Here is a 19,532-nt window from a genome sequence, read left to right on the forward strand (position 1 = left end):
CCAGATGGCAGCACCCCCGGTCCGAGGACCGGGGGTGCTGCCATGTCTGTCTAGCCCTTGAGGGGACTAGTGGCTGTGACCTTCTTCGTCGTCGCTCTCTGGCTTCTCGACCACAAGTGTTTCGGTGGTGAGAATCAGGGCCGCGATCGAGGCCGCGTTCCGGAGTGCTGAACGGGTGACCTTGACGGGGTCGATGATGCCGGCGTCGATGAGGTTTTCGTAGTCACCGGTGACAGCGTTGAAGCCGTGTCCGGGCTCGAGTTCCTCGACGCGATGCACCACAACGTAGCCTTCGTGGCCAGCGTTCTCAGCGATCCAGCGCAGTGGCTGGGCCAAGGCGCGTCGCACCAGGTTGATTGCGGTTGCGGCGTCGCCTTCGAGGGCGAGTACCGAAGCGTCAGTGTCCAGCGCCTTCGAGGCGTGGATCAGCGCCGCGCCGCCGCCGGCAACAATGCCCTCATCGAGAGCTGCACGTGTCGCTGACACGGCGTCCTCAATGCGGTGCTTCTTTTCCTTGAGCTCAACCTCGGTGGCTGCGCCAACCTTGATGACTCCGATACCGCCGGCCAGCTTGGCCAGGCGTTCCTGAAGCTTCTCGCGGTCCCAATCAGAATCGGTGCGCTCAACCTCGGCACGGATCTGGGCTACGCGGTCCGCAACATCGGACTCGCTGCCGATGCCGTCAACGATCGTGGTGGTGTCCTTGGTAACGGTGATCCGGCGAGCGGAACCCAGCACCTCAAGGCCTACCTGGTCCAGCTTGAGGCCGAGGTCTGGTGAAACAACCTGGGCACCGGTCAGCGTGGCGATGTCCTGCAGCATTGCCTTGCGGCGGTCGCCGAAGCCTGGCGCCTTGACGGCAACCACGTTCAGGGTGCCGCGGATCTTGTTGACTACCAGGGTGGACAACGCTTCGCCGTCAATATCCTCAGCAATGATGAAGAGGGGCTTGCCGGCCTGCAGCGCCTTCTCCAGCAGCGGCAGGAATTCCTGCAGTGAGGAGATTTTGCCGGAGTTGATCAGGATCAGTGCGTCTTCGAGCACTGCTTCCTGGCGTTCGGCGTCGGTGATGAAGTAGGGGCTGAGGAAGCCCTTGTCGAACTGCATGCCCTCGGTGAGCACGAGTTCGGTCTGGGTGCTGGAGGACTCCTCGATGGTGATAACGCCATCCTTGCCGACCTTCTCGAAGGCTTCAGCGATGAGCTCGCCGACCTCTGAGCTCTGGGCGGAGATGGAGGCGACGCTGGCGGTCTGCTGACCGACAACTTCGCGGGCATTCTCGAGCAGGCGGGCAGCAACGGCCTCGATGGAGACCTCAATGCCACGCTTCAGCTGCGATGGGGCAGCGCCGGCTGCGACATTCCGCAGGCCTTCGGTGACCAGTGCCTGTGCCAGCACCGTCGCGGTGGTGGTGCCGTCACCGGCGATGTCGTTGGTCTTGGTGGCCACTTCCTTGGCGAACTGAGCACCAAGGTTCTCGAACGGATCGTCCAGTTCGATTTCGCGGGCGATGGTCACGCCGTCGTTGGTGATGGTGGGGGCGCCCCACTTCTTGTCCAGCACGACGTTGCGGCCGCGGGGGCCGAGCGTCACCTTGACGGTGTCAGCCAACTTGTTGACTCCCGCTTCCAGCGCGCGGCGTGCAGCGTCGTCAAACTTCAACTGCTTTGCCATGATGTGTTCCTCTTCCATTGTGCAAATACTGCTTGTGAAAAACCTGGTGGTTCTTGGTACGTCTTCACGCACCGACGAGAGAACCCCGGCCTGTGTGGCCGGGGTTCTCTCGAGTGAAACTATTTAACGACGATCGCCAGAACGTCGCGGGCTGAGAGTACGAGGTACTCTGCGCCGGCGTGCTTGACTTCGGTTCCGCCGTACTTCGAGTAGATGACAATGTCGCCTTCGGCTACATCTACAGGCACGCGGTTTCCGTTATCGTCAACGCGGCCTGGGCCTACTGCAACAACTTCGCCCTCCTGGGGCTTTTCCTTGGCAGTATCCGGGATTACCAGACCCGACGCAGTGGTCTGCTCGGCTTCCAGTGGGCGGACAACAATACGATCCTCAAGAGGCTTAATAGAGACCGGCACGCGGACCTCTCCTTCGCTTGGGTGACAAATGGAATTAAGGCCTTCGGATGGCGCTGACCGTCGTCGCGGTGCCGGCTCACGCTTCCCTGAAGGAGTTAGCACCCTCATGGTGAGAGTGCCAAGTCTGACTTTATGCATTGGTTAGCACTCGGTCAAGGCGAGTGCCAGATTGCGCTGCCAGCGCAGCCCGGTTTCCGACCGGTTTATCCCAGGAATTCATTTCCAGGGGTTCAGCGGCCAGGCCGTGCTCCGACCGCGCTTCGACGCCGTTAGACTCCGCCCAGTAGACTGGGGAACTGGCCAGCAATGGCATTCCCACCACTTTCGAAAGCAGTTTCGTGACCCAGCAGGTACAGGCCTCCACCCAGCGCCACACTGGCATCGCCCAGGAGGCGTCCCGCCGTCGTACATTCGCCGTCATTTCTCACCCCGATGCCGGCAAATCGACCCTGACCGAAGCCTTGGCCCTTCACGCCCGCGTGATCGGCACGGCCGGTGCCACCAACGGCAAGGAGAACCGCCGGGAGACCGTATCCGACTGGATGCAGATGGAGAAGGACCGCGGCATTTCCATCAGCTCCACGGCGCTGCAGTTCTCCTACCGGGACACGGTCATCAACCTGCTGGACACCCCCGGCCACTCGGACTTCTCCGAGGACACGTACCGGGTGCTGGCCGCCGTGGACTGCGCGGTCATGCTGATCGACGCAGCAAAGGGCCTTGAGACCCAGACCATGAAGCTGTTCGAGGTCTGTCGGCAACGCAACATTCCCATCATCACGGTGATCAACAAATGGGACCGACCCGGGCTGGATGCTTTGGCACTCATGGACGAAATCACCGAGCGCACCGGGCTGATTCCGATGCCGCTGACCTGGGCCGTGGGTTTCGCCGGCGACTTCCGCGGCGTGTGGGACCTCAAGCGTGACGAGTTTGTTCGTTTCACCCGCAAGAACGCCGGTGCTTCCCTTGCCGTCGAAGAGCACCTGAGCCCAGCCGAAGCCTTGGCACAGGAGGGCGACGCCTGGACGGACGCCCTCGACGAAGCGTCGCTGGTCATCGAGTCGAACCAGCCGTTCGATCTGGAAAGCTTCCACGCCGGTACGGGCACCCCGGTGTTGTTCTCGTCAGCAGTTCTGAACTTTGGCGTCCAGCACATCCTGGACGCCCTGGTCGACCTGGCACCAGCCGCCGGTCCCCGCAAGGACGTCGACGGCAACCCCCGTCCGGTCGATGCCCCTTTCTCGGGATTTGTCTTCAAGGTCCAGGCCGGCATGAACCGCGCGCACCGCGACCACGTCGCATTCATCAGGGTCTGCTCCGGCGTGTTTGAGCGCGGCATGGTGGTCACCCACGCCAACTCCGGCAAGACCTTCGCCACCAAGTACGCCCAGCAGCTCTTCGGCCGTGAACGGGAGGTGATTGACGAGGCCTGGCCGGGCGACGTCGTCGGGCTCGTCAATGCATCGGCGCTGCGGATGGGCGACAGCCTCTACATCGAGGAGCCGGTGGAGTTTCCGCCGATTCCCCTGTTCAGCCCCGAGCACTTCCGGGTGGCCAGATCCAAGGATGCCGGCCGCTTCAAGCAGTTCCGGCGCGGGATTGAACAGCTGGGCCATGAGGGAATCATTCAGGTGCTGCGCTCGGATCTTCGTGGCGATCAGGCACCGGTGCTGGCCGCCGTCGGGCCGATGCAGTTCGAGGTGGTGGCCGACCGGATGGAGCACGATTTCGGCGCACCGATGCGAATGGAGCCGCTCCCCTATTCGCTGGCCCGGCTCACCACCCACGACGCGCAGGCAGCCCTCAGCGCCATCCGTGGCACTGAGGTGCTGGTCCGGTCCGACGGCGAGTATCTGGCCCTGTTCAACGACATCTGGGCGCTGCGTCGGGTCGAGAAGAATTCCCCCGAGATATCGCTGAGCACCATCGGCACCGATGCCGGGGACGCCCGAGGCTACTGAGATGGCCTCCGACGCCGCGACTGACCTGATCGCGCCGCTCCTGACCCCTGCGGGCTGGGAACTGTTGAACTCCCTGGCTCCGTACAACGAAGCCGACACGATGCGCCTGAGCACCTCGCTGCGCCGGGCAGGACACGACCCGGTGGTCATCTCGGCCGCTCTGACCCAGTCCCGGTTGCGCTCCAAGGCGGAAACGAAGTTTGGGCCGTTCGCAGCCCGCATGCTGTTCACCGCCGCCGGTCTGGAACAGGCCACCCGCCTCGGTGTGGCTGCCCGTCATGCTGAACGCTTTGTCACGGCTGGCCTCGAACGGGTCGCCGACCTGGGCTGCGGGATTGGTGCTGACGCGATCGCCCTGGCCAGCCTGGACCGCCGGGTCACTGCCGTGGAGATCGACGAGACGACCGCCGCCGCCGCAACCATGAACTTGATGCCCTGGCCCAATGCGACTGTGGTGGGTGGCGATGCGGAGTCGTTCGACCTCACCGGGTACGACGGCGTCTGGCTGGACCCTGCCCGCCGCACCACCAGCACCTCGGGCACCACCCGAATCTTTGACCCGGAGGCATTTTCCCCTCCCCTGTCCTTCGTCGAGCGGCTCGCCGACGAAGGGACCCCAGTCGGGGTGAAGCTAGGCCCGGGCATCCCCCACGAGGCGGTGCCCGCCGGGTGCGAGGCGCAGTGGGTGTCCGTCGATGGGGATGTCACTGAGGTGTCACTCTGGTTCAACTCCCTGAAGCGCCCCGACGTGCGCCGTTCCGCGCTGGTGATTAGCTCCCACGGTGCCGCGGAGCTCACCAGTGCAGCCGATTTCGACGACGGAACCCGCCCGCCGATCGGCGCCCCCGAAGGGTACCTATACGAGCCGGACGGCGCGGTGATCCGCGCCGGGCTGGTGGCGGACGTCGCACGTCAACTGGATGGCCACCTGCTGGATCCGCGGATCGCATACATCTGCGCCCCGAACCTGCAGGAAACTCCGTTCGCCCGCGCCTACAAGGTGTTGAGCGTGATGCCGTATAACGTCAAGGCCCTCCGGACGTGGGTCCGCGAGAACGGCATCGGCGTGCTGGACATCAAAAAACGCGGCACCTCGGTGACCCCCGAAGAACTTCGCAAGCAGCTCCTCGCCGGGTCGGGGAAGGCCCGTAAATCCGCCGGAAAGAAGAAGGCCACGCTGGTCCTCACCCGGATCGGTGAGGATCGGGTGGCGATCGTCGTCGAGCCCGTCACCGCCTGACGGCGTCAGCTGCTCCCGCGTAGCCACTCGCCGTCGTCGGCGTCGTCGCCGCCGTCGTCGTCGCCGGAAAGTGTCGGTGGCGGGTGGAAGAGTCTGCTCATGGAAGCAAAAACCCCACGAATAGATGTCATTCTGCGTTCGTTCCTGGCGGACGAAAGTGCGGGCCGCAGTCATGTCGTCGGCGCGCGGTACTACCGGGTGATGGCCCACCTGTGCCATTACCTTGAGTCAGTGGACGCTACGGTGCTGCTAGGGCCGGAATCCGGAATCATTCTCGCTGCCGAACGTGAGTTTCAACCGAACGGTGCCTTCCTGCGGCTGTTCGACGCCCACGATCTGATCTACTGCCTGCCGGGTTTTCTCGACAGCCGGTGGCTGATGACCAATCCCAGCGATGCGCGCACTCAGGTCAGTCTGACGGACCGGCTGCTGCGCTGGGTGCGGCGGCGCTATCGGGAAGACATATATTACTGCGCTGGCGGGATCCGCCAGTGTACCGAGGCAATCAGACAGGCCCGACGACGGCTGCGGGGGTAACGCCCGGCTGCCTAGGCCGATCCCCGCCACATCACTGACGTCTCCAGCACTTCCGCTGGGCTCGGCAACCCTCTGATCTGGGCCAGCACCAGTTCCGCCGCCCGTTTACCCAGCAGATCCGCCGGTTGCCTGACCGTTGACAGCTGTGGCCGGCACCTCAGCGCCCAGCTACTGTCGTCGAACCCGACAATCCCCACGTCCTCCGGGACCTGACGGCCACTTTCCTGCAGGGCCGTCATCGCTCCGGCGGCCACAGCATCGGATGCCGCGAAGACGCCGTCGAGGTCGGGGCGACGCCTGAGCAACTCCTGCATCCCCTCCAGCCCAAACCCATACGTGTACAGCGGGTACTCCACCACCAGCCCTGGATCAAACAAATCCCCCATCGCGGCCTTGAACCCGGCCAGCCGGTCCTGGCCGGAGTCACGGTCAAGCGCGCACGCGATCATGGCCACCCGGGTACGTCCAGTGTCCAACAGTCGGGCGGTGATGGCTTCGGCTGCCGCTGCGTTATCGATAGCAACATACGGAATATCCGGGATCCCCGGTGGGTGGCCGACGAAGGCCGCAGGCACACCGAGATTCTTGACCGCCAAGGCAATCGGGTCGGACGCCCGCGCGGACACGATCACCGCGCCGTCCACCAAGCCACCCTGAAGATAGTCGGCAACCCTGCGGCTATCGCGTTCGGAGTCGATGATGAGCGACACCAGCTGGTAGTCCGCGGCTGACAATACCGCGTTGGCGCCCAGCAGAATCGACCCGATGTTGGGGTCTTCAAACAACAGCGAGTGAGGTTCGTGAATGATCAGTCCGATGGCCCCGGACTCCTGCCGGACCAGATTCCTGGCCACCGAGTTACGCACATATCCGACCCGCAGGATCGCTTCTTCCACGGCCAGTTTCGCATCCTCGGACACATAGCGTTCCCCGTTAACAACCCGCGACACCGTCCCACGGGACAGCCCGGCAGCCGACGCAACATCATTGATGGTTGCCCTGCGGATGCGCGTGCGCGTTGACTCCATACCTGTACCTTAGCCGAGCCGCTGCCTGCGGCCGTGGCCTGCCCCAGGCTCGCATCGCACCCGCGGCCAAATAATTTCGTTGACAAGCAAATGTGACGTGCCTTACTCTGGGAACGTTCACAGAAGACCTCGAAGGCGAGTTCATTAGCCCGATTCTGGGAGCGTTCACAGAACGCATCCGCTTCACCGGCCGCCCTCGAGCTGAACGTCCGCTAACGACGACGAGGAGCCGGGTTGAATTCGAGCACCACCACTGTCACAGATCTCTCCGGCAACGGAGACCTGGTCTACGGCTGCGACTACAACCCTGAGCAATGGGATCCCGCCGTGTGGCCCGAGGACATCCGGTTGATGAAGGAGGCGGGTGTCAACCTCGCCGCCATCAACATCTTCGGCTGGGCTGAGCTGGAACCCGCCGACGGCGTCGTGACGTTTGACCGGCTGGACGAGGTCATTGCGCTGTTGCATGCCAACGGTATTTCGGTGAACCTCGGGACCGGCACCTCCTCCCCTCCCCCCTGGCTGACCGCCCTGCACCCGGAAATCCTTCCGCAAATGGCCGACGGCACCCGGCGGTGGCCCGGCGGACGCCAGGCGTGGTGCCCCAGCTCCCCGATATTCCGCGAGCGCGCACTCCGGCTGGTGGAGCGGGTGGCGCAACGGTACGGCAACCACCCCGCGGTCACCGTATGGCACGTCTCCAATGAACTGGGCTGCCACAACGCGCTGTGTTACTGCGACGTCTCAGCCGCCGCGTTCCGCACCTGGCTGCACCACCGCTACACCACCGTTGACGAGCTCAACCGGGCCTGGGGCACCTCCTTCTGGAGCCAGCGCTACTCGGACTGGGCACAGATCCTTCCCCCGCGGGCCACCATTTCGGCTTTGAACCCCACCCAGGAACTCGATTTCCAACGCTTCAGTTCCGACGCACTGCTTGACTACTACCAGGCTGAAGCCGCAGTGATCCGGAACCACAGTTCCATCCCCATCACCACCAACTTCATGGTTGCCGCCCACATCCGCAACCAGGATTACTGGACCTGGGCCCCTGAGATGGACGTCATCGCCAACGACCATTACCTCGACCACCGGCTCGACGCGCCCCTGGTTGAACTGGCGTTCGCCGCCGACACCACCCGCGGACTCGCCCAGGGCAAGCCGTGGCTGCTGATGGAACATTCCACCGGCGCCGTGAACTGGCAGCCCCGCAACATTGCCAAGGGGCCCGGCGAGATGGTCCGCAACTCACTCGGCCACCTGGCACGTGGCGCCGATGGCCTCTGCTTCTTCCAGTGGCGCGCGTCTCTGCAGGGCAGCGAGAAATTCCACTCCGCCATGCTCCCCCACGCCGGCACCGATTCGCAGACCTGGCGCGACGTCGTCGGCCTCGGCGCAGCCCTCCGAAAGCTGCGCGAGCTGGGCGGAACCACGGTGCACGCCGAGGTGGCGCTCGTCTTCAGCTGGGAGGCATGGTGGGCCCACGACCAGGAGTCGCACCCGTCGGGTGACGTCAGCTACATCGGCCAGGTCCACGCTGCCTACACCGCACTGTGGGAAGCCGGACTCACTGTCGACGTCGTCGCCCCCGGCGCTCCGCTCTCCCGCTACAAGCTGGTGGTGGTCCCGAACCTGTATCTGATCCGGGACGAGCATGCCGCGGTCATCAGGGATTTCGTCGACGACGGCGGGTCCGCCTTCATCAGCTTCTTCAGCGGAATCGTTGACGAGAACGAGAGAGTGCGCCCCGGCGGGTACCCCGGAGCATTCAGGGACCTGCTGGGTATCCGCACGGAGGAGTTCTTCCCTCTCGATCCGGCACATCCGCTCACCCTCGACAACGGGTCCCCCGCCTCTCTCTGGTCCGAAGCGCTCCACCTCACGAGAGCCGAAGCCATCCTGAGTTATGCCACCGGCACCCACGTGGGCACCCCAGCAGTGACCCGCAACCACTATGGGGCCGGTGAGGCCTGGTATGCCGCGACGGTACTGGACCGTGGCGTCTTGAAGGACCTGCTGCTGCGAGCCGCGGTGACCGCCGGCGTGACACTGCCCGAGGTGCAGTCAGGGCTCGAGTCGATCACGCGGCGCGGCAACGGCCATGAGTACGTTTTCCTGCTCAACCACACCACCGAGGACCGCAAACACCGGGTCAGCGGCCTGGAACTGTTGACTGACGAGGCCGTGTCCGGCGTCGTCGTCGTTCCCGCCGGCGCAGTGCGCGTGGTTCGTACCACCCCAGAAATCCCCGACGCCCACGGCCTGGCTCAGGGCCGAAAGGATGCAGGCCATGACAGTCACTAACCCTCCGGTCGGGGCGCCAAAGGCCCCTCCGGTCGTGAGAAAAAACCGTTCGTCGGGAGCGCAGCGCCGCGCCGTCGCCCTGTTCATCGCGCCGTTCGGGCTCCTGTTCCTCGCCTTCTACGCAATTCCGATCGTCTACGCGATTGTGCAGTCGCTGCTCACCGTCGAGCGCGAAGGGACATTCGGCGCACCCCGCCAGGTCTTCGGCGGCTTTGTGCAGTACGAGCAGGTCTTCCAGGACGGCGCGTTCTGGGCTTCGGTGGGCCGGGTGATGGTGTTCGGCGCTGTACAGGTGCCCATCATGCTGGGGCTGGCGCTCCTGTTCGCCCTGCTGCTGGATTCACCGCTGCTGAAGGGGAAAAAGTTCTTCCGCCTGGCGTTCTTCGCCCCCTACGCCGTCCCGGGAGTAATCGCCGCCATCATGTGGGGGTTCCTCTACTCGCCGTCGCTCTCACCCTTCGGCGCGGTGACATCGAACGTCGACTTCCTGTCGGCGAACCTCGTGCTCTGGGCCATAGCCAACATCGTGACCTGGGTGTATGTCGGATACAACATGCTCATCATCTATGCGTCGCTGCTGGCGATCCCCACCGAAATCTACGAGGCCGCGAGGCTCGACGGGGCGAGCAACATCCAGATCGCGTGGCGCATCAAGATCCCCCTGGTGATCCCGGCGATCATCCTGACGGCGGTCTTTTCGATCATCGGCACCCTGCAGCTGCTCGCCGAACCGCAGACCCTGCGTAGCTTCAGCTCGGCGATCAACAGCACGTTCACGCCCAACCTCGCGGTCTACACCACCGCGTCGGTTCCAAACTACAATCTGGCCGCGGCGTTCTCGGTGGTCCTCGCACTCGCCACGTTCATCCTCTCCTTCGTCTTCCTGAAGTCGACCCAGCGGAAGGTTACCCAGTGACCGCAGCCCCAGCCACGGCCTCCAAACGCCCACGCGGTGGAGGACCCAGACCGCCCCGGGAAGACACCGCGCGTGGACCCCGCCAGAGCATCATGTCGCGCAGCGCCGCGATGCTCATCATGGGTGTTTTCACGCTCTACTTTCTGACCCCCATCTGGTGGCTCCTCACCACCTCAACGAAAACCGGTGGCGAAATCACGTCGACGGCGCCGCTGTGGTTCACGGCGAATTCGTTCGGAACCTTCTTCAACAACCTGGGACGGCTATTCACCTACAACGACGGACTGTTCGGCCGGTGGCTCCTGAACTCGGCCATCTACGCGGGGATCGGAGCCCTGCTCGGCACCGTCATTGCCGCGATGTGCGGGTACGCGCTCGCCAAATACGAGTTCAAGGGACGCGAGGCGATCTTCAACATCGTGCTCAGCGGTGTCCTTGTTCCCGCGACAGCGCTGGCTTTGCCGCTCTTCCTGATCTTCAGCCAGGCCAATCTGACAAACACCATGTGGGCGGTGTTCCTGCCGAGCCTGGTCAGCCCGTTTGGCGTCTACCTGGCCCGGATCTACGCGGCGGCCAGCGTCCCCGGGGAGTTGCTCGAGGCAGCGCGGCTGGACGGATCGGGGGAGGTCCGGACCTTCTTCACGGTCTCCACCCGCCTGATGGCTCCCGCGCTGGTCACGATTTTCCTCTTCCAGTTCGTGGCGATCTGGAACAACTTCTTCCTTCCTCTCATCATGCTCCGCGATCAGGTACTCTTCCCGGTCACCCTGGGCCTCTACGCGTGGAACAGCCAGATCAGCCAGATCCCCGAACTGCGGTCCCTGGTGCTTGTCGGAGCTCTCGTCTCGATTGTCCCGCTGATCATCGCGTTCCTCGCACTACAACGCTTCTGGAGCAGCGGGCTCGGCGCCGGCGGCGTCAAATAGCACACAGATTTTCACAATCAGCACCACCTGGTGCAGGGACATCCGCTCCTGCACTGAACTACCACCGATAGGAAAAACAATGCGCGCGCATTACGGAAAAGTCACCGCGGCCTTTGCCATCTCTGCGCTGGCTCTCACCGGTTGTTCAGCCGGCGGGGACAGCTCGGGCGGAGGGGCCGAAGCGGCACCCTGCGAGGCCTCCGAGGGGCCAGTCGAGCTGAACTTCACCACCTGGGTTCCAGGGATGGACCAGGTAGTTGAACTGTGGAACGAGGAGAACCCGGACATCCAGGTCACCGTGCAGACCGGACCCAACGGCAACTCCGGTACCTACCAGAACTTCTTCAATCAGATTCAGGCTGGCAATGCACCCGACCTCGGCCAGATCGAGTACGACGCACTGCCGAACTTCCGTGTCCAGGACGGGCTGGAAAACATCGCCGAGTGCGCTGGCGTCACGGAGGCCGCCGACCAGTTCGTCGATTGGACGTGGGGACAGACGACCTTCGGCGAGGAGGGCTCCGTCTACGCCATCCCGCAGGACAGCGGCCCCATGGCCATGTACTACCGCGCCGATCTCTTCGAGGAGGCCGGCATCGAGGTTCCCACCACTTGGGAGGAATATGCCGTTGCCGCCGAGCAGATCAAGGCGGAGGGCGCCTACATCACCAACTTCCCCAAGACTGACGTCAACTGGTTCGCTGGCATGGTCTGGCAGAACGGCGGCCAGTGGTTCGCCAACGACGGCGAGAGCTGGGACGTTAATCTGACCGGGCCCGAGTCCGAGGAAGTTGCGACCTACTGGCAGGACCTGCTGTCGGAGGACCTCGTGTCCACCCTCCCGTCCTTCTCGGACGAGTGGAACGCATCGTTCAACGAGGGCCAGCAGTGGACCTGGGTTTCGGCCGTGTGGGGTGCAACCACCCTGTCCGACGGCGCACCCGACACAGCAGGCAAGTGGGCCGTTGCCCCCATGCCGCAGTGGGAAGCAGGCGGAGAAACCGCCGGCAACTGGGGTGGCTCCTCCACCGCTGTGTTGAAGGGCTCAGAGCACCCGGCCGAGGCAGCGCAGTTCGCCTTGTGGCTCAACACCGACCCTGAAGCCCTGGCCCTGGCCAACGAACTCGGCGGGCTGTACCCGGCAGCAAAGTCGGCGACCGAGCTTGAGGCCTTCGCTGGCGGCGTCGAATTCTACGACGGACAGCAGATCTATGATGTCTTCGCCGAAGCCTCAGCGAACGTTGACCCCAACTTCACCTGGGGCCCGACCATGACGCAGACCTACACTGACGTCTCCGACGGTTTCGGTGCAGCGATTGGCGGCTCCGGCACACTGCTGGATGCGCTCAGTGAAGGCCAGCAGCAGACCGTCGATGCACTGAAAGCGCAGTCCATCCCGGTCCAGGAATAGCAGTAGCCTCCCTACCCGGCCGTTAGCGCGGCGGCGTTGCGACGGACCCGGATTTGCATGAGTAGTTGATGCCGATCCGGGTCCGCTGTTCATTCACCGCAATGCACCCGTCCGGGTCAGTAACCCGCTGCGCCCGGTCACACACACCGCTGCCAGCCCGTCCTCCCGACCGGGTCGCCGGTTAGCCGGTTAGCCGGTTAGCCGGTTAGCAGCCGGTTCCGGCGTCGTACCCGGCAGCGTCGACCGGAAGTTGTCCCGGCGCTGGAGCGGCCCCCGTCAGGACAGCGAGCACGGCGGCGAACGCGCCCGGCGTGTTTCCGTACGCAGCAATCTCCACGGGAGCATCAACCGCCTCCAGCCACCAGGGGGCATCCAGCGCGACGGCGACGTCGGCCGGCGCTGCACCGGTCCCGCCAGCACCGACCAATGAAACTGTGGTGCCGCCGGGGCCCACGGTAACCCCCGCCGCCTCAGCAGCCTCGGTAAACCGTTGGGCGTCGGCTTCAGTACCACCGACGACCGAAGCCGTACCGTTCAAGAGGTCCCCGCCGCACTGGCCGGTGAGAACGGTGATTGCAGCTGCCGACGCCACACCGCTCGCCTCCGCCTGCTCCCCTGGTTCGGCCGGGTCGGCTTCAGCCGCCAACTCCGCCTGCCACAGCATCAGCGAGACCACACGGGTCGCGGCCTCGGCCAGCCGTTCGTCGGCGAGGCTGCCGTCGTCGATGGCGGCAACAATTGCCGCGTGTGCGGCGTACGAGTCGGTGGGCATCAGGAGCAGGTCCGCGCCGGCGGCTAGCGCACGGGGAGCCGACTGCCCGCCCGGGTATAACGCTTCAACGGCTGCCATGTTCAGGGCGTCGGTGACTATCACTCCGTCGAAACCGAGCCCGCGCAGGGCTGCATAGTTCGGCGCCGAGACCGACGACGGCACGCCCGGGTCCACGGCGTCAACGGCGATATGGCCCATCATCATCACCGGCGCTCCCGAGTCCGCCGCGGCTTTGAACGGCACCCAGTCGCGGGTCTCAAGCTCCTCAAGGGAGGCGGTCTGCACCGGCAACTCAAGATGTGAATCGGCGGGTACCGACCCGTGCCCGGGGAAGTGCTTCACACTGGGCAGCACACCCGACTCCAGTATTCCGGTGACGGCCGCCGAGCCAAGGTCGCCGACCAGGGCCGGGTCATCCGAGTAGGCGCGGGCACCGATGGTGGGGTCACTGGCCCCGGTGGTGACATCCACTGACGGGGCGTGGTTCATGGTGAACCCAAGACCCGCGAGTTCGGAGTTCATGGCTGTCATTGAGGTTGCCACCAGCGCCGGATCCCCGGCGGCACCGTAGCTCATAGGAGTTGGCCAGCCGGTCAAGGGTGCGCCGAGGCGGGCAACCTGCCCGCCTTCCTGATCCACGGAGATGACGGCGGGCCAGGTCCGGCCGTCAGCAGCGACCGCTTCGGCCAGGCCGGACGTGACTGCTGCCATCGCATCCGCATCGGCTGTCCCGTCACCGGCCAGTGGAACGTTGTCTCCCATAATGATGCTGCCCGCGAGGTGCAGGTCACGGATGGCCTGTTGCTGTCCGGCCGGATCGGTGCCCGCGTAGAAGCCCACCATCACCTGCCCCGCCCGCTCCTCGGTGCTCATCGCAGCGACGGCGGCAACGGCGTCGTCGTAATTCGCGATACTCGGGCCCCACGGCAACACGGGGTTGCTGGGTGCCGTCGGTTTCGGGGACGACGACGTGGGCGGACTCTCGGGGGAGGGCGACCCGGCGCCGTTGCCCGCGGGGGTGCACCCGGCCACGAGCAGGAGCGTGAGAACCGCTAATCCTGTCTGGCGTAAGCCCCGAGGACGTGGCGGAATCCCAGTGTTCGCCCGGCGGGCTGCGCGTTTCACTGTATCGATGCTACTCCTGCTCTAATATTGGGACAGTTCTCTTCCGCGGATGACGCGATACCGAGGCAGAATTTTCCAGCAGTCCGGTACCGGTCAGGAGCCAGCTACATGAAGATCGAATTTGCGCAATCAGCCCAGTCAACGCTCGGCGTGGAGTGGGAACTCGCCCTTGTGGACCGCTACAACGGCGATCTGGTCTCGGTTGCCAATCAGGTCCTGCGGGGAGTCGCGGCCAACCATCCCGAGTTGCAGGAGGATGAGGAGCACCCCCATATCAAGCAGGAGTTGCTGCTGAACACGGTGGAGCTGGTGACCGGCATCTGCCACACGGTGGCCGAGGCGAAAGCTGATCTTTCCCGCTCCCTGGCAGCGGTCCGCGAGGTCACCGACCCGATGGGCGTTGAGCTGTTCTCCGCCGGCTCGCACCCTTTCAGCGTGCCACGGTCCCAGCCGGTGACCGATAAGGAGCGCTACTTCAAACTGATTGATCGCACCCAGTGGTGGGGCCAGCAGATGGTCATCTACGGTGTCCACGTGCATGTGGGGCTGGATCGCCGGGACAAGGCGATGCCGATCCTGGACGGCCTGGTGAACTACGTGCCGCATTTCCAGGCGCTGTCGGCGTCGTCGCCGTTCTGGGGTGGCGATGATACGGGGTACGCGTCGCAGCGTGCCCTGATGTTCCAACAGCTACCCACCGCTGGATTGCCGTTCCAGTTCCCATCCTGGGCGGAGTACGAGTCCTATGTGCAGGACATGTTCACCACCGGGGTGATCGACTCCGTGAACGAGATCCGGTGGGATATTCGACCGGTCGCGAACCTGGGCACCATCGAAATGCGGGTCTGCGACGGACTCTCAACCCTCCAGGACGTGGGAGCAGTTGCTGCGCTGACCCAGTGCCTCGTCGACGAATTCTCCACCACCCTGGACAATGGCGGAACCATCCCCACCATGCCGCCCTGGCATGTGCAGGAGAACAAGTGGCGTGCCGCCCGCTATGGGATGGAAGCCATCATTATCCTGGACGCCCAGGGCAAGGAGCAGCTGGTCACCGAGCACCTCGTCGAGGTGCTGGAGCGGTTGCAGCCGGTCGCGAAGAAGCTGGGCTGCGTCGAGGAGCTCGGTGATGTGGAGAAGATCCTGGCCCGCGGTGCTGGCTATCAGCGGCAGCGTCGGGTCGCCGCCGAGCACGACGGCGACCTCAGCGCCGTCGTCCTCGACATGGTGGCCCAGCTTCGCGAATAGCCCCCACTCCGCTGCCCCCAAAACCCCGGATCAGTTGGTGGTGGTGGGGTCAGGCGAAGACGCTGGTCACCGGGAGCGAGGAATCGGTGGCGAAGCGCAATCCCGTGGGTTCCCCACCATTCATCACGATCTGCGCCCCGAGGGCCGCCACCATTGCACCGTTGTCGGTGCACAGGGACAGCGGCGGCACCGTCAAGGTGATCCCGGCGGCCGCGCAACGCTGGGCGGTCAGCGTCCGCAACCGCGAGTTGGCGGCCACCCCGCCGCCGAGCAGCAGACTGGTGATCCCGTGTTCACGGCAGGCCAGCACGGCCTTGGAAGTGATCACGTCGACCACCGCCTCCTGGAAGGACGCCGCGATGTCGGCAACGGGGAGGTCGACGCCGTCTGCCTCGTATTGTTCCACGCAGCGGGCGACGGCGGTCTTCAGGCCGCTGAACGAAAAGTCGTACCGGTGTTCTCCGGGCTGCTCCGCCGTTCCGAGGTACTTGGGCTGGGTGAGCCCACGGGGAAACCGAATCGCCTTCGGGTTACCGTCGGCGGCGATCCGGTCTATTGCCGGGCCACCCGGGTATCCGAGCCCGAGGATGCGGGCCACCTTGTCATAGGCTTCACCGGCGGCGTCGTCGATGGTGGACCCGAGCAGCTCGACGTCGAAGGCCAGGTTGTTGACCCGCAGTATCTCCGTGTGACCACCCGACACCAGCAGGGCACCGAGATTCGGGGGGAGGCCGTCCGGGAACGCCGAATCCAGCACGCCCACACCCACATGGGCCACCAGGTGGTTCACGGCGAACAGCGGTTTACCGGTCGCGAGCGCCAGGGCTTTCGCCGCCGAAACACCCACCATCAGCGCACCCGACAGCCCGGGCCCCGATGTCACAGCGATAGCGTCGATTTCCGCCAGTGAGACGTCAACCTCAGCGAGCGCCTGGTGCAGGGTGGGAACGAAGGCGTCAAGGTGCGCCCGGGAGGCGATCTCGGGGATCACTCCCCCAAACCGGACGTGTTCATCCATTGAGGAGGACACCGTGTTGGTGAGCAGTTGCGTGCCACGGACCAGCCCGACGCCGGTCTCGTCGCAGGAGGATTCGATGCCGAGGACCAGCGGATTGTCACGGTTCACAGGATCAGCCTCATCACCCAGGCGTCGACGCCGTCGCGGTAGTATTTTCGCCGGGTATGAATATGCTCAAACCCGGTCAGCGTATAGAGTTTCTGCGCCCGGGGGTTGTCAGCCCGGACTTCCAGGAGCACCTCGGTGGCGCCGCGGTGTCGTGCCTCGGCCAGCAGCTCGCTCAGCATCGCGGTCCCGATTCCCTGCCCCTCAAAACCGGGCAGCACGCCGATCGTCTGGATGTCGGCAGTCGCCGCCACACACATGACTCCCGCATAGCCGACCATGCGGCCCTCGATCTCGGCGACAAGGTAGCGGCGTGTTTCAGTCTGGGACACCTCATCCAGGAACATCTCCAGCGGCCAGGCGTCAGTAGGGAACAGTTCCAACTCCAGGCGTGCGACAGCCGGAACGTCCTGCAGCAGCAAATCGCGCAACGAGAAGCTCATCCGGTCGCCCGCTTCCGGGGGCCGGGGACCCGCGCGTCGGACTCCCGCAGGTACAGCGGAGCGGTATCCAACAACGCCAGCCCAGCGGAGAGCCGCCGGGAGGCGGACCGCCCCAACGCCGCGGCCGAGGGGTGCAGTTCGGTGAAGCCTGCGACTCCTGCCAGGACGTCGGGGTAGAGGCCCGCGCCTTTGCCATAGGTCGGGAGGGCAGGGAGCGACGACGGCGCGCCCACGTGCGGCCCCTCCAGCACCCCGGGGACGCCGTCGTCGGCCCGGTACCGGGCCCAATAGACCTCTTTCCGCCGGGCATCCGTGGCGACCAGGAACTCGCCGGTCCCGGCATGCGCTGCAGCGTCCTCGGCGATGGAGTCGAGACTCATCACTCCGTGCAGCGGCACGTCCCAGACGTAGGCGAGAGTCCTGGCGGTAGCCAACCCGGCCCGCAGCCCGGTGAAAGGTCCCGGTCCAACGCCCACCACTATCGCCGTCAGATCCGTTCCGGAGATACCCGCTTCGGCCAGCAGATCGGCGACTGCGGGGGCGAGCACCTCCGCGTGGCTCCTCGTGTCTTCGGTCGCGAAAGCCCCGGTCACGACGCCGTCCAGCACCAGGGCTGCACTCGCCGCGGCGGAGGTATCGAGGGACAAAATCAGCATCCTGCCAGCCTAATCGAGGGAGCCGACGACAGACGGCGTATTCGCCCAGCGCTGACCGTACCCTTCGATCAGGACCCGTCGAGGCTCGTCGTCGTCATCGGGGTCAGCGGAGGCGCCGGCCATCGCTGGCCGGTCAAGATGAATCTCGAGGTGGCTCTCGGCCAGATGCTCCACCCGCCCGGCTCCCCACTCGACGACTGTCACGCTGGTATCCATGGTCGATTCCAGGTCGAGGTCATCGATGTCGGCGGCGGATTCCAGCCGGTAGGCGTCGGCGTGCACGAGCGCCGGCCCGCCGGCCAGCGGTGGGTGCACGCGGACGAGGACGAAGGTAGGAGAGATGATCCCCGGCCGGACGCCAAGGCCAACGCCCAGCCCCTGGGTGAAGGTGGTCTTCCCGGCACCGAGTCCGCCGGTGAGGATCAGCAGGTCACCGGCCGCCAGGTCGCCGCCGAGCGCCGCGGCGAACCGCTGCAGTCCGGCGGCCGAGTGCACGGTGAAACTCCGGGACCACGCCGGTCCGCTGTGCCCGCTACTGGTCTGCATTGGCGCTCGTGTCGTTGAGGTAGGTGCGGGGGACGCGGCCGCTGATCCGCGTCACGATCTCGTAGTTGATCGAGCCGCTGGCGTCAGCCCAAGCGTCGGCCGACGGTTCGTCGGGGCCGCCGCCGAACAGCACCGCCGGGTGGCCCAGCGGGCTTCGGCCGGTGCCGGCAATTCCGGTGGTCTGCAGGTCGATGACCAGCTGGTCCATGGCGATCCGGCCCACCACCGGGTACTGGCGCCCATCCACCAGCACCGGTGCACCGGTGGCGACCCGGGGGACGCCGTCGGCGTAGCCCACCGGGATCAGCGCCAGCGTTGTGGGTTGGGTGGTGCGGTAGCTGAGGCCGTAGGAGACCCCCTGCCCGGCGGGTACTTCCTTGCAGTTGGCCACCGAGGTGACGAATCGCATTGCGGGGCGCAGGCCCAGCGCCTGCGAACTCTGGCCGCGGAACGGTGAGAGCCCATAGATGCCGAGCCCCACCCGCACCAGGTCGAAGTGCGTGTCTGGGCGGGACAGTGCGCCGGGGGTGTTGGCGAGGTGGCGGAGTTCGACGTCGACGCCGGCGTCCTCGGCCACCGCAACCGCCGCACGGAAGCGGCGGACCTGGTCGTCCGTTTCGTGGCGGTCCGGTTCGTCGGCGACTGCCAGGTGGGAGAAGACCCCGACCACCCGGAGGAGCCCGGCCTCCTGCTGCTCCAGCGCCCGGCCGATCAGCGTGTCCCACAGTTCCGGTGGGCAGCCGTTGCGTCCCAGCCCGGTGTCGATTTTCAGCTGGATCCGCGCGGGCAGTTGCTGGCGCCGGGCCGCTGCCACTACGTGGTCGAGTTCCCATCCGGAGACACCAATGTCGATACCGTTTCTGATGGCCGCCCCGAAATCGGATTCGACGGTGTGCAGCCAGGCGAGGATGGGTGCTTCGATGCCTGCTTCACGCAGGTCCAGCGCCTCCGAGATGTGGGCGACGCCCAACCAGGCGGCACCGGATTCCAGGGCGGCACGAGCCACCTGCCGGGCGCCGTGCCCGTAGCCGTCGGCTTTCACTACCGCCATGACGCGGGCCGGGCTGACGACGTCGGCGATGTGCCTGACATTGTGACGCACTGCGTCCAGATCGACCTCGACCCGCCGTTCGGCTGCCGGGGGTTCAGCTAAGAAACTCACTGGTCCATTCTGTCATTCCTGCGCGGGGGCTCCCGCCGGGC

The 19,532-nt window shown here is 65.3% G+C and carries 17 protein-coding genes; 8 read left to right on the forward strand and 9 right to left on the reverse strand.

Annotation, left to right across the window (positions count from 1 at the left end; genetic code table 11):
- Window positions 1-66 precede the first annotated feature (66 nt).
- Together groL and groES are read right to left on the reverse strand one after the other, a co-directional pair.
- Window positions 67-1,674 (reverse strand): chaperonin GroEL, encoded by a 1,608-nt coding sequence (groL, locus tag ACX80Z_RS02160; protein ID WP_019481571.1) that lies wholly within the window; start codon window positions 1,672-1,674, stop codon window positions 67-69.
- A 119-nt stretch (window positions 1,675-1,793) separates the two neighbouring features.
- The gene (gene groES / locus ACX80Z_RS02165) at window positions 1,794-2,090 is read right to left on the reverse strand and encodes a co-chaperone GroES (RefSeq protein ID WP_019481570.1); all 297 of its coding nucleotides are present in this window, start codon (window positions 2,088-2,090) and stop codon (window positions 1,794-1,796) included.
- A 338-nt stretch (window positions 2,091-2,428) separates the two neighbouring features.
- Here groES and ACX80Z_RS02170 point away from each other — a divergent pair, with 338 nt between their 5' ends.
- The 3 genes from ACX80Z_RS02170 to ACX80Z_RS02180 all read left to right on the forward strand — a co-directional run bounded on the left by ACX80Z_RS02170 (window position 2,429) and on the right by ACX80Z_RS02180 (window position 5,831).
- The gene (locus tag ACX80Z_RS02170) at window positions 2,429-4,054 is read left to right on the forward strand and encodes a peptide chain release factor 3 (RefSeq protein ID WP_019481568.1); all 1,626 of its coding nucleotides are present in this window, start codon (window positions 2,429-2,431) and stop codon (window positions 4,052-4,054) included.
- Between the two features lies 1 nt (window position 4,055).
- Entirely contained in the window at window positions 4,056-5,294 is a 1,239-nt protein-coding gene (locus tag ACX80Z_RS02175) for a class I SAM-dependent methyltransferase (protein ID WP_459314782.1), read from the forward strand.
- Window positions 5,295-5,393: 99 nt separating this feature from the next.
- Window positions 5,394-5,831, forward strand: coding sequence for a hypothetical protein (locus tag ACX80Z_RS02180; RefSeq protein WP_019481566.1), 438 nt, complete (start codon window positions 5,394-5,396; stop codon window positions 5,829-5,831).
- A gap of 11 nt (window positions 5,832-5,842) precedes the next feature.
- On the opposite strand, the gene ACX80Z_RS02185 is transcribed toward ACX80Z_RS02180, so the two are convergent.
- Window positions 5,843-6,859 carry a LacI family DNA-binding transcriptional regulator gene (locus ACX80Z_RS02185; RefSeq protein ID WP_459314783.1) on the reverse strand — a complete coding sequence of 339 codons (1,017 nt, stop codon included), beginning with the start codon at window positions 6,857-6,859 and terminating at the stop codon, window positions 5,843-5,845.
- A 234-nt stretch (window positions 6,860-7,093) separates the two neighbouring features.
- Here ACX80Z_RS02185 and ACX80Z_RS02190 point away from each other — a divergent pair, with 234 nt between their 5' ends.
- From ACX80Z_RS02190 to ACX80Z_RS02205, 4 genes are all read left to right on the forward strand, one after another.
- Complete coding sequence (locus ACX80Z_RS02190) at window positions 7,094-9,163, forward strand: beta-galactosidase (RefSeq protein ID WP_459314784.1); 2,070 nt, start codon at window positions 7,094-7,096, stop codon at window positions 9,161-9,163.
- Window positions 9,141-10,079, forward strand: a complete 939-nt coding sequence (locus ACX80Z_RS02195) for a carbohydrate ABC transporter permease (RefSeq protein ID WP_019481563.1) — start codon at window positions 9,141-9,143, stop codon at window positions 10,077-10,079. The genes ACX80Z_RS02190 and ACX80Z_RS02195 overlap by 23 nt, the downstream gene beginning before the upstream one ends.
- 92 nt (window positions 10,080-10,171) lie before the next feature.
- The gene (locus ACX80Z_RS02200; RefSeq protein ID WP_026040908.1) at window positions 10,172-11,005 is read left to right on the forward strand and encodes a carbohydrate ABC transporter permease; all 834 of its coding nucleotides are present in this window, start codon (window positions 10,172-10,174) and stop codon (window positions 11,003-11,005) included.
- Window positions 11,006-11,084: 79 nt separating this feature from the next.
- Entirely contained in the window at window positions 11,085-12,416 is a 1,332-nt protein-coding gene (locus tag ACX80Z_RS02205; protein ID WP_019481561.1) for an ABC transporter substrate-binding protein, read from the forward strand.
- Between the two features lie 205 nt (window positions 12,417-12,621).
- Here ACX80Z_RS02205 and ACX80Z_RS02210 read toward each other — a convergent pair whose 3' ends face one another.
- A complete protein-coding gene (locus ACX80Z_RS02210) occupies window positions 12,622-14,313 on the reverse strand; it encodes a glycoside hydrolase family 3 N-terminal domain-containing protein (RefSeq protein ID WP_459314785.1) in 1,692 nt (563 codons plus the stop codon).
- Window positions 14,314-14,421: 108 nt separating this feature from the next.
- Here ACX80Z_RS02210 and ACX80Z_RS02215 point away from each other — a divergent pair, with 108 nt between their 5' ends.
- Window positions 14,422-15,561 (forward strand): glutamate--cysteine ligase, encoded by a 1,140-nt coding sequence (locus ACX80Z_RS02215; protein WP_116778316.1) that lies wholly within the window; start codon window positions 14,422-14,424, stop codon window positions 15,559-15,561.
- Window positions 15,562-15,610: 49 nt separating this feature from the next.
- Here the strand turns inward: ACX80Z_RS02215 and tsaD are convergent, their stop codons facing one another.
- The 5 genes from tsaD to alr are packed head-to-tail and all read right to left on the reverse strand — an operon-like array spanning window position 15,611 to window position 19,491.
- Window positions 15,611-16,687 (reverse strand): tRNA (adenosine(37)-N6)-threonylcarbamoyltransferase complex transferase subunit TsaD, encoded by a 1,077-nt coding sequence (tsaD, locus tag ACX80Z_RS02220; RefSeq protein ID WP_116778315.1) that lies wholly within the window; start codon window positions 16,685-16,687, stop codon window positions 15,611-15,613.
- Window positions 16,684-17,127, reverse strand: a complete 444-nt coding sequence (gene rimI, locus ACX80Z_RS02225; protein ID WP_459314786.1) for a ribosomal protein S18-alanine N-acetyltransferase — start codon at window positions 17,125-17,127, stop codon at window positions 16,684-16,686. Before rimI ends, tsaD begins: the two co-directional genes overlap by 4 nt.
- Entirely contained in the window at window positions 17,124-17,783 is a 660-nt protein-coding gene (gene tsaB, locus ACX80Z_RS02230; RefSeq protein WP_459314787.1) for a tRNA (adenosine(37)-N6)-threonylcarbamoyltransferase complex dimerization subunit type 1 TsaB, read from the reverse strand. The genes rimI and tsaB overlap by 4 nt, the downstream gene beginning before the upstream one ends.
- Window positions 17,784-17,792: 9 nt before the next feature.
- The gene (gene tsaE / locus ACX80Z_RS02235) at window positions 17,793-18,329 is read right to left on the reverse strand and encodes a tRNA (adenosine(37)-N6)-threonylcarbamoyltransferase complex ATPase subunit type 1 TsaE (protein ID WP_459314788.1); all 537 of its coding nucleotides are present in this window, start codon (window positions 18,327-18,329) and stop codon (window positions 17,793-17,795) included.
- Window positions 18,316-19,491, reverse strand: a complete 1,176-nt coding sequence (alr, locus tag ACX80Z_RS02240) for an alanine racemase (protein WP_459314789.1) — start codon at window positions 19,489-19,491, stop codon at window positions 18,316-18,318. Before alr ends, tsaE begins: the two co-directional genes overlap by 14 nt.
- Between the last annotated feature and the right edge of the window lie 41 nt (window positions 19,492-19,532).

The organism is Arthrobacter sp. TMT4-20, assembly GCF_054510775.1.

What these genes read in the sequence shown, in the direction of transcription:
- groL (WP_019481571.1), bottom strand. Translation starts at nt 1,674, where the DNA reads ATGGCAAAGCAGTTGAAGTTTGACGACGCTGCACGCCGCGCGCTGGAA.
- ACX80Z_RS02175 (WP_459314782.1), top strand. Translation starts at nt 4,056, where the DNA reads ATGGCCTCCGACGCCGCGACTGACCTGATCGCGCCGCTCCTGACCCCT.
- ACX80Z_RS02180 (WP_019481566.1), top strand. Translation starts at nt 5,394, where the DNA reads ATGGAAGCAAAAACCCCACGAATAGATGTCATTCTGCGTTCGTTCCTG.
- ACX80Z_RS02185 (WP_459314783.1), bottom strand. Translation starts at nt 6,859, where the DNA reads ATGGAGTCAACGCGCACGCGCATCCGCAGGGCAACCATCAATGATGTT.
- ACX80Z_RS02195 (WP_019481563.1), top strand. Translation starts at nt 9,141, where the DNA reads ATGCAGGCCATGACAGTCACTAACCCTCCGGTCGGGGCGCCAAAGGCC.
- ACX80Z_RS02200 (WP_026040908.1), top strand. Translation starts at nt 10,172, where the DNA reads ATGTCGCGCAGCGCCGCGATGCTCATCATGGGTGTTTTCACGCTCTAC.
- ACX80Z_RS02205 (WP_019481561.1), top strand. Translation starts at nt 11,085, where the DNA reads ATGCGCGCGCATTACGGAAAAGTCACCGCGGCCTTTGCCATCTCTGCG.
- ACX80Z_RS02215 (WP_116778316.1), top strand. Translation starts at nt 14,422, where the DNA reads ATGAAGATCGAATTTGCGCAATCAGCCCAGTCAACGCTCGGCGTGGAG.
- rimI (WP_459314786.1), bottom strand. Translation starts at nt 17,127, where the DNA reads ATGAGCTTCTCGTTGCGCGATTTGCTGCTGCAGGACGTTCCGGCTGTC.
- tsaB (WP_459314787.1), bottom strand. Translation starts at nt 17,783, where the DNA reads ATGCTGATTTTGTCCCTCGATACCTCCGCCGCGGCGAGTGCAGCCCTG.
- tsaE (WP_459314788.1), bottom strand. Translation starts at nt 18,329, where the DNA reads ATGCAGACCAGTAGCGGGCACAGCGGACCGGCGTGGTCCCGGAGTTTC.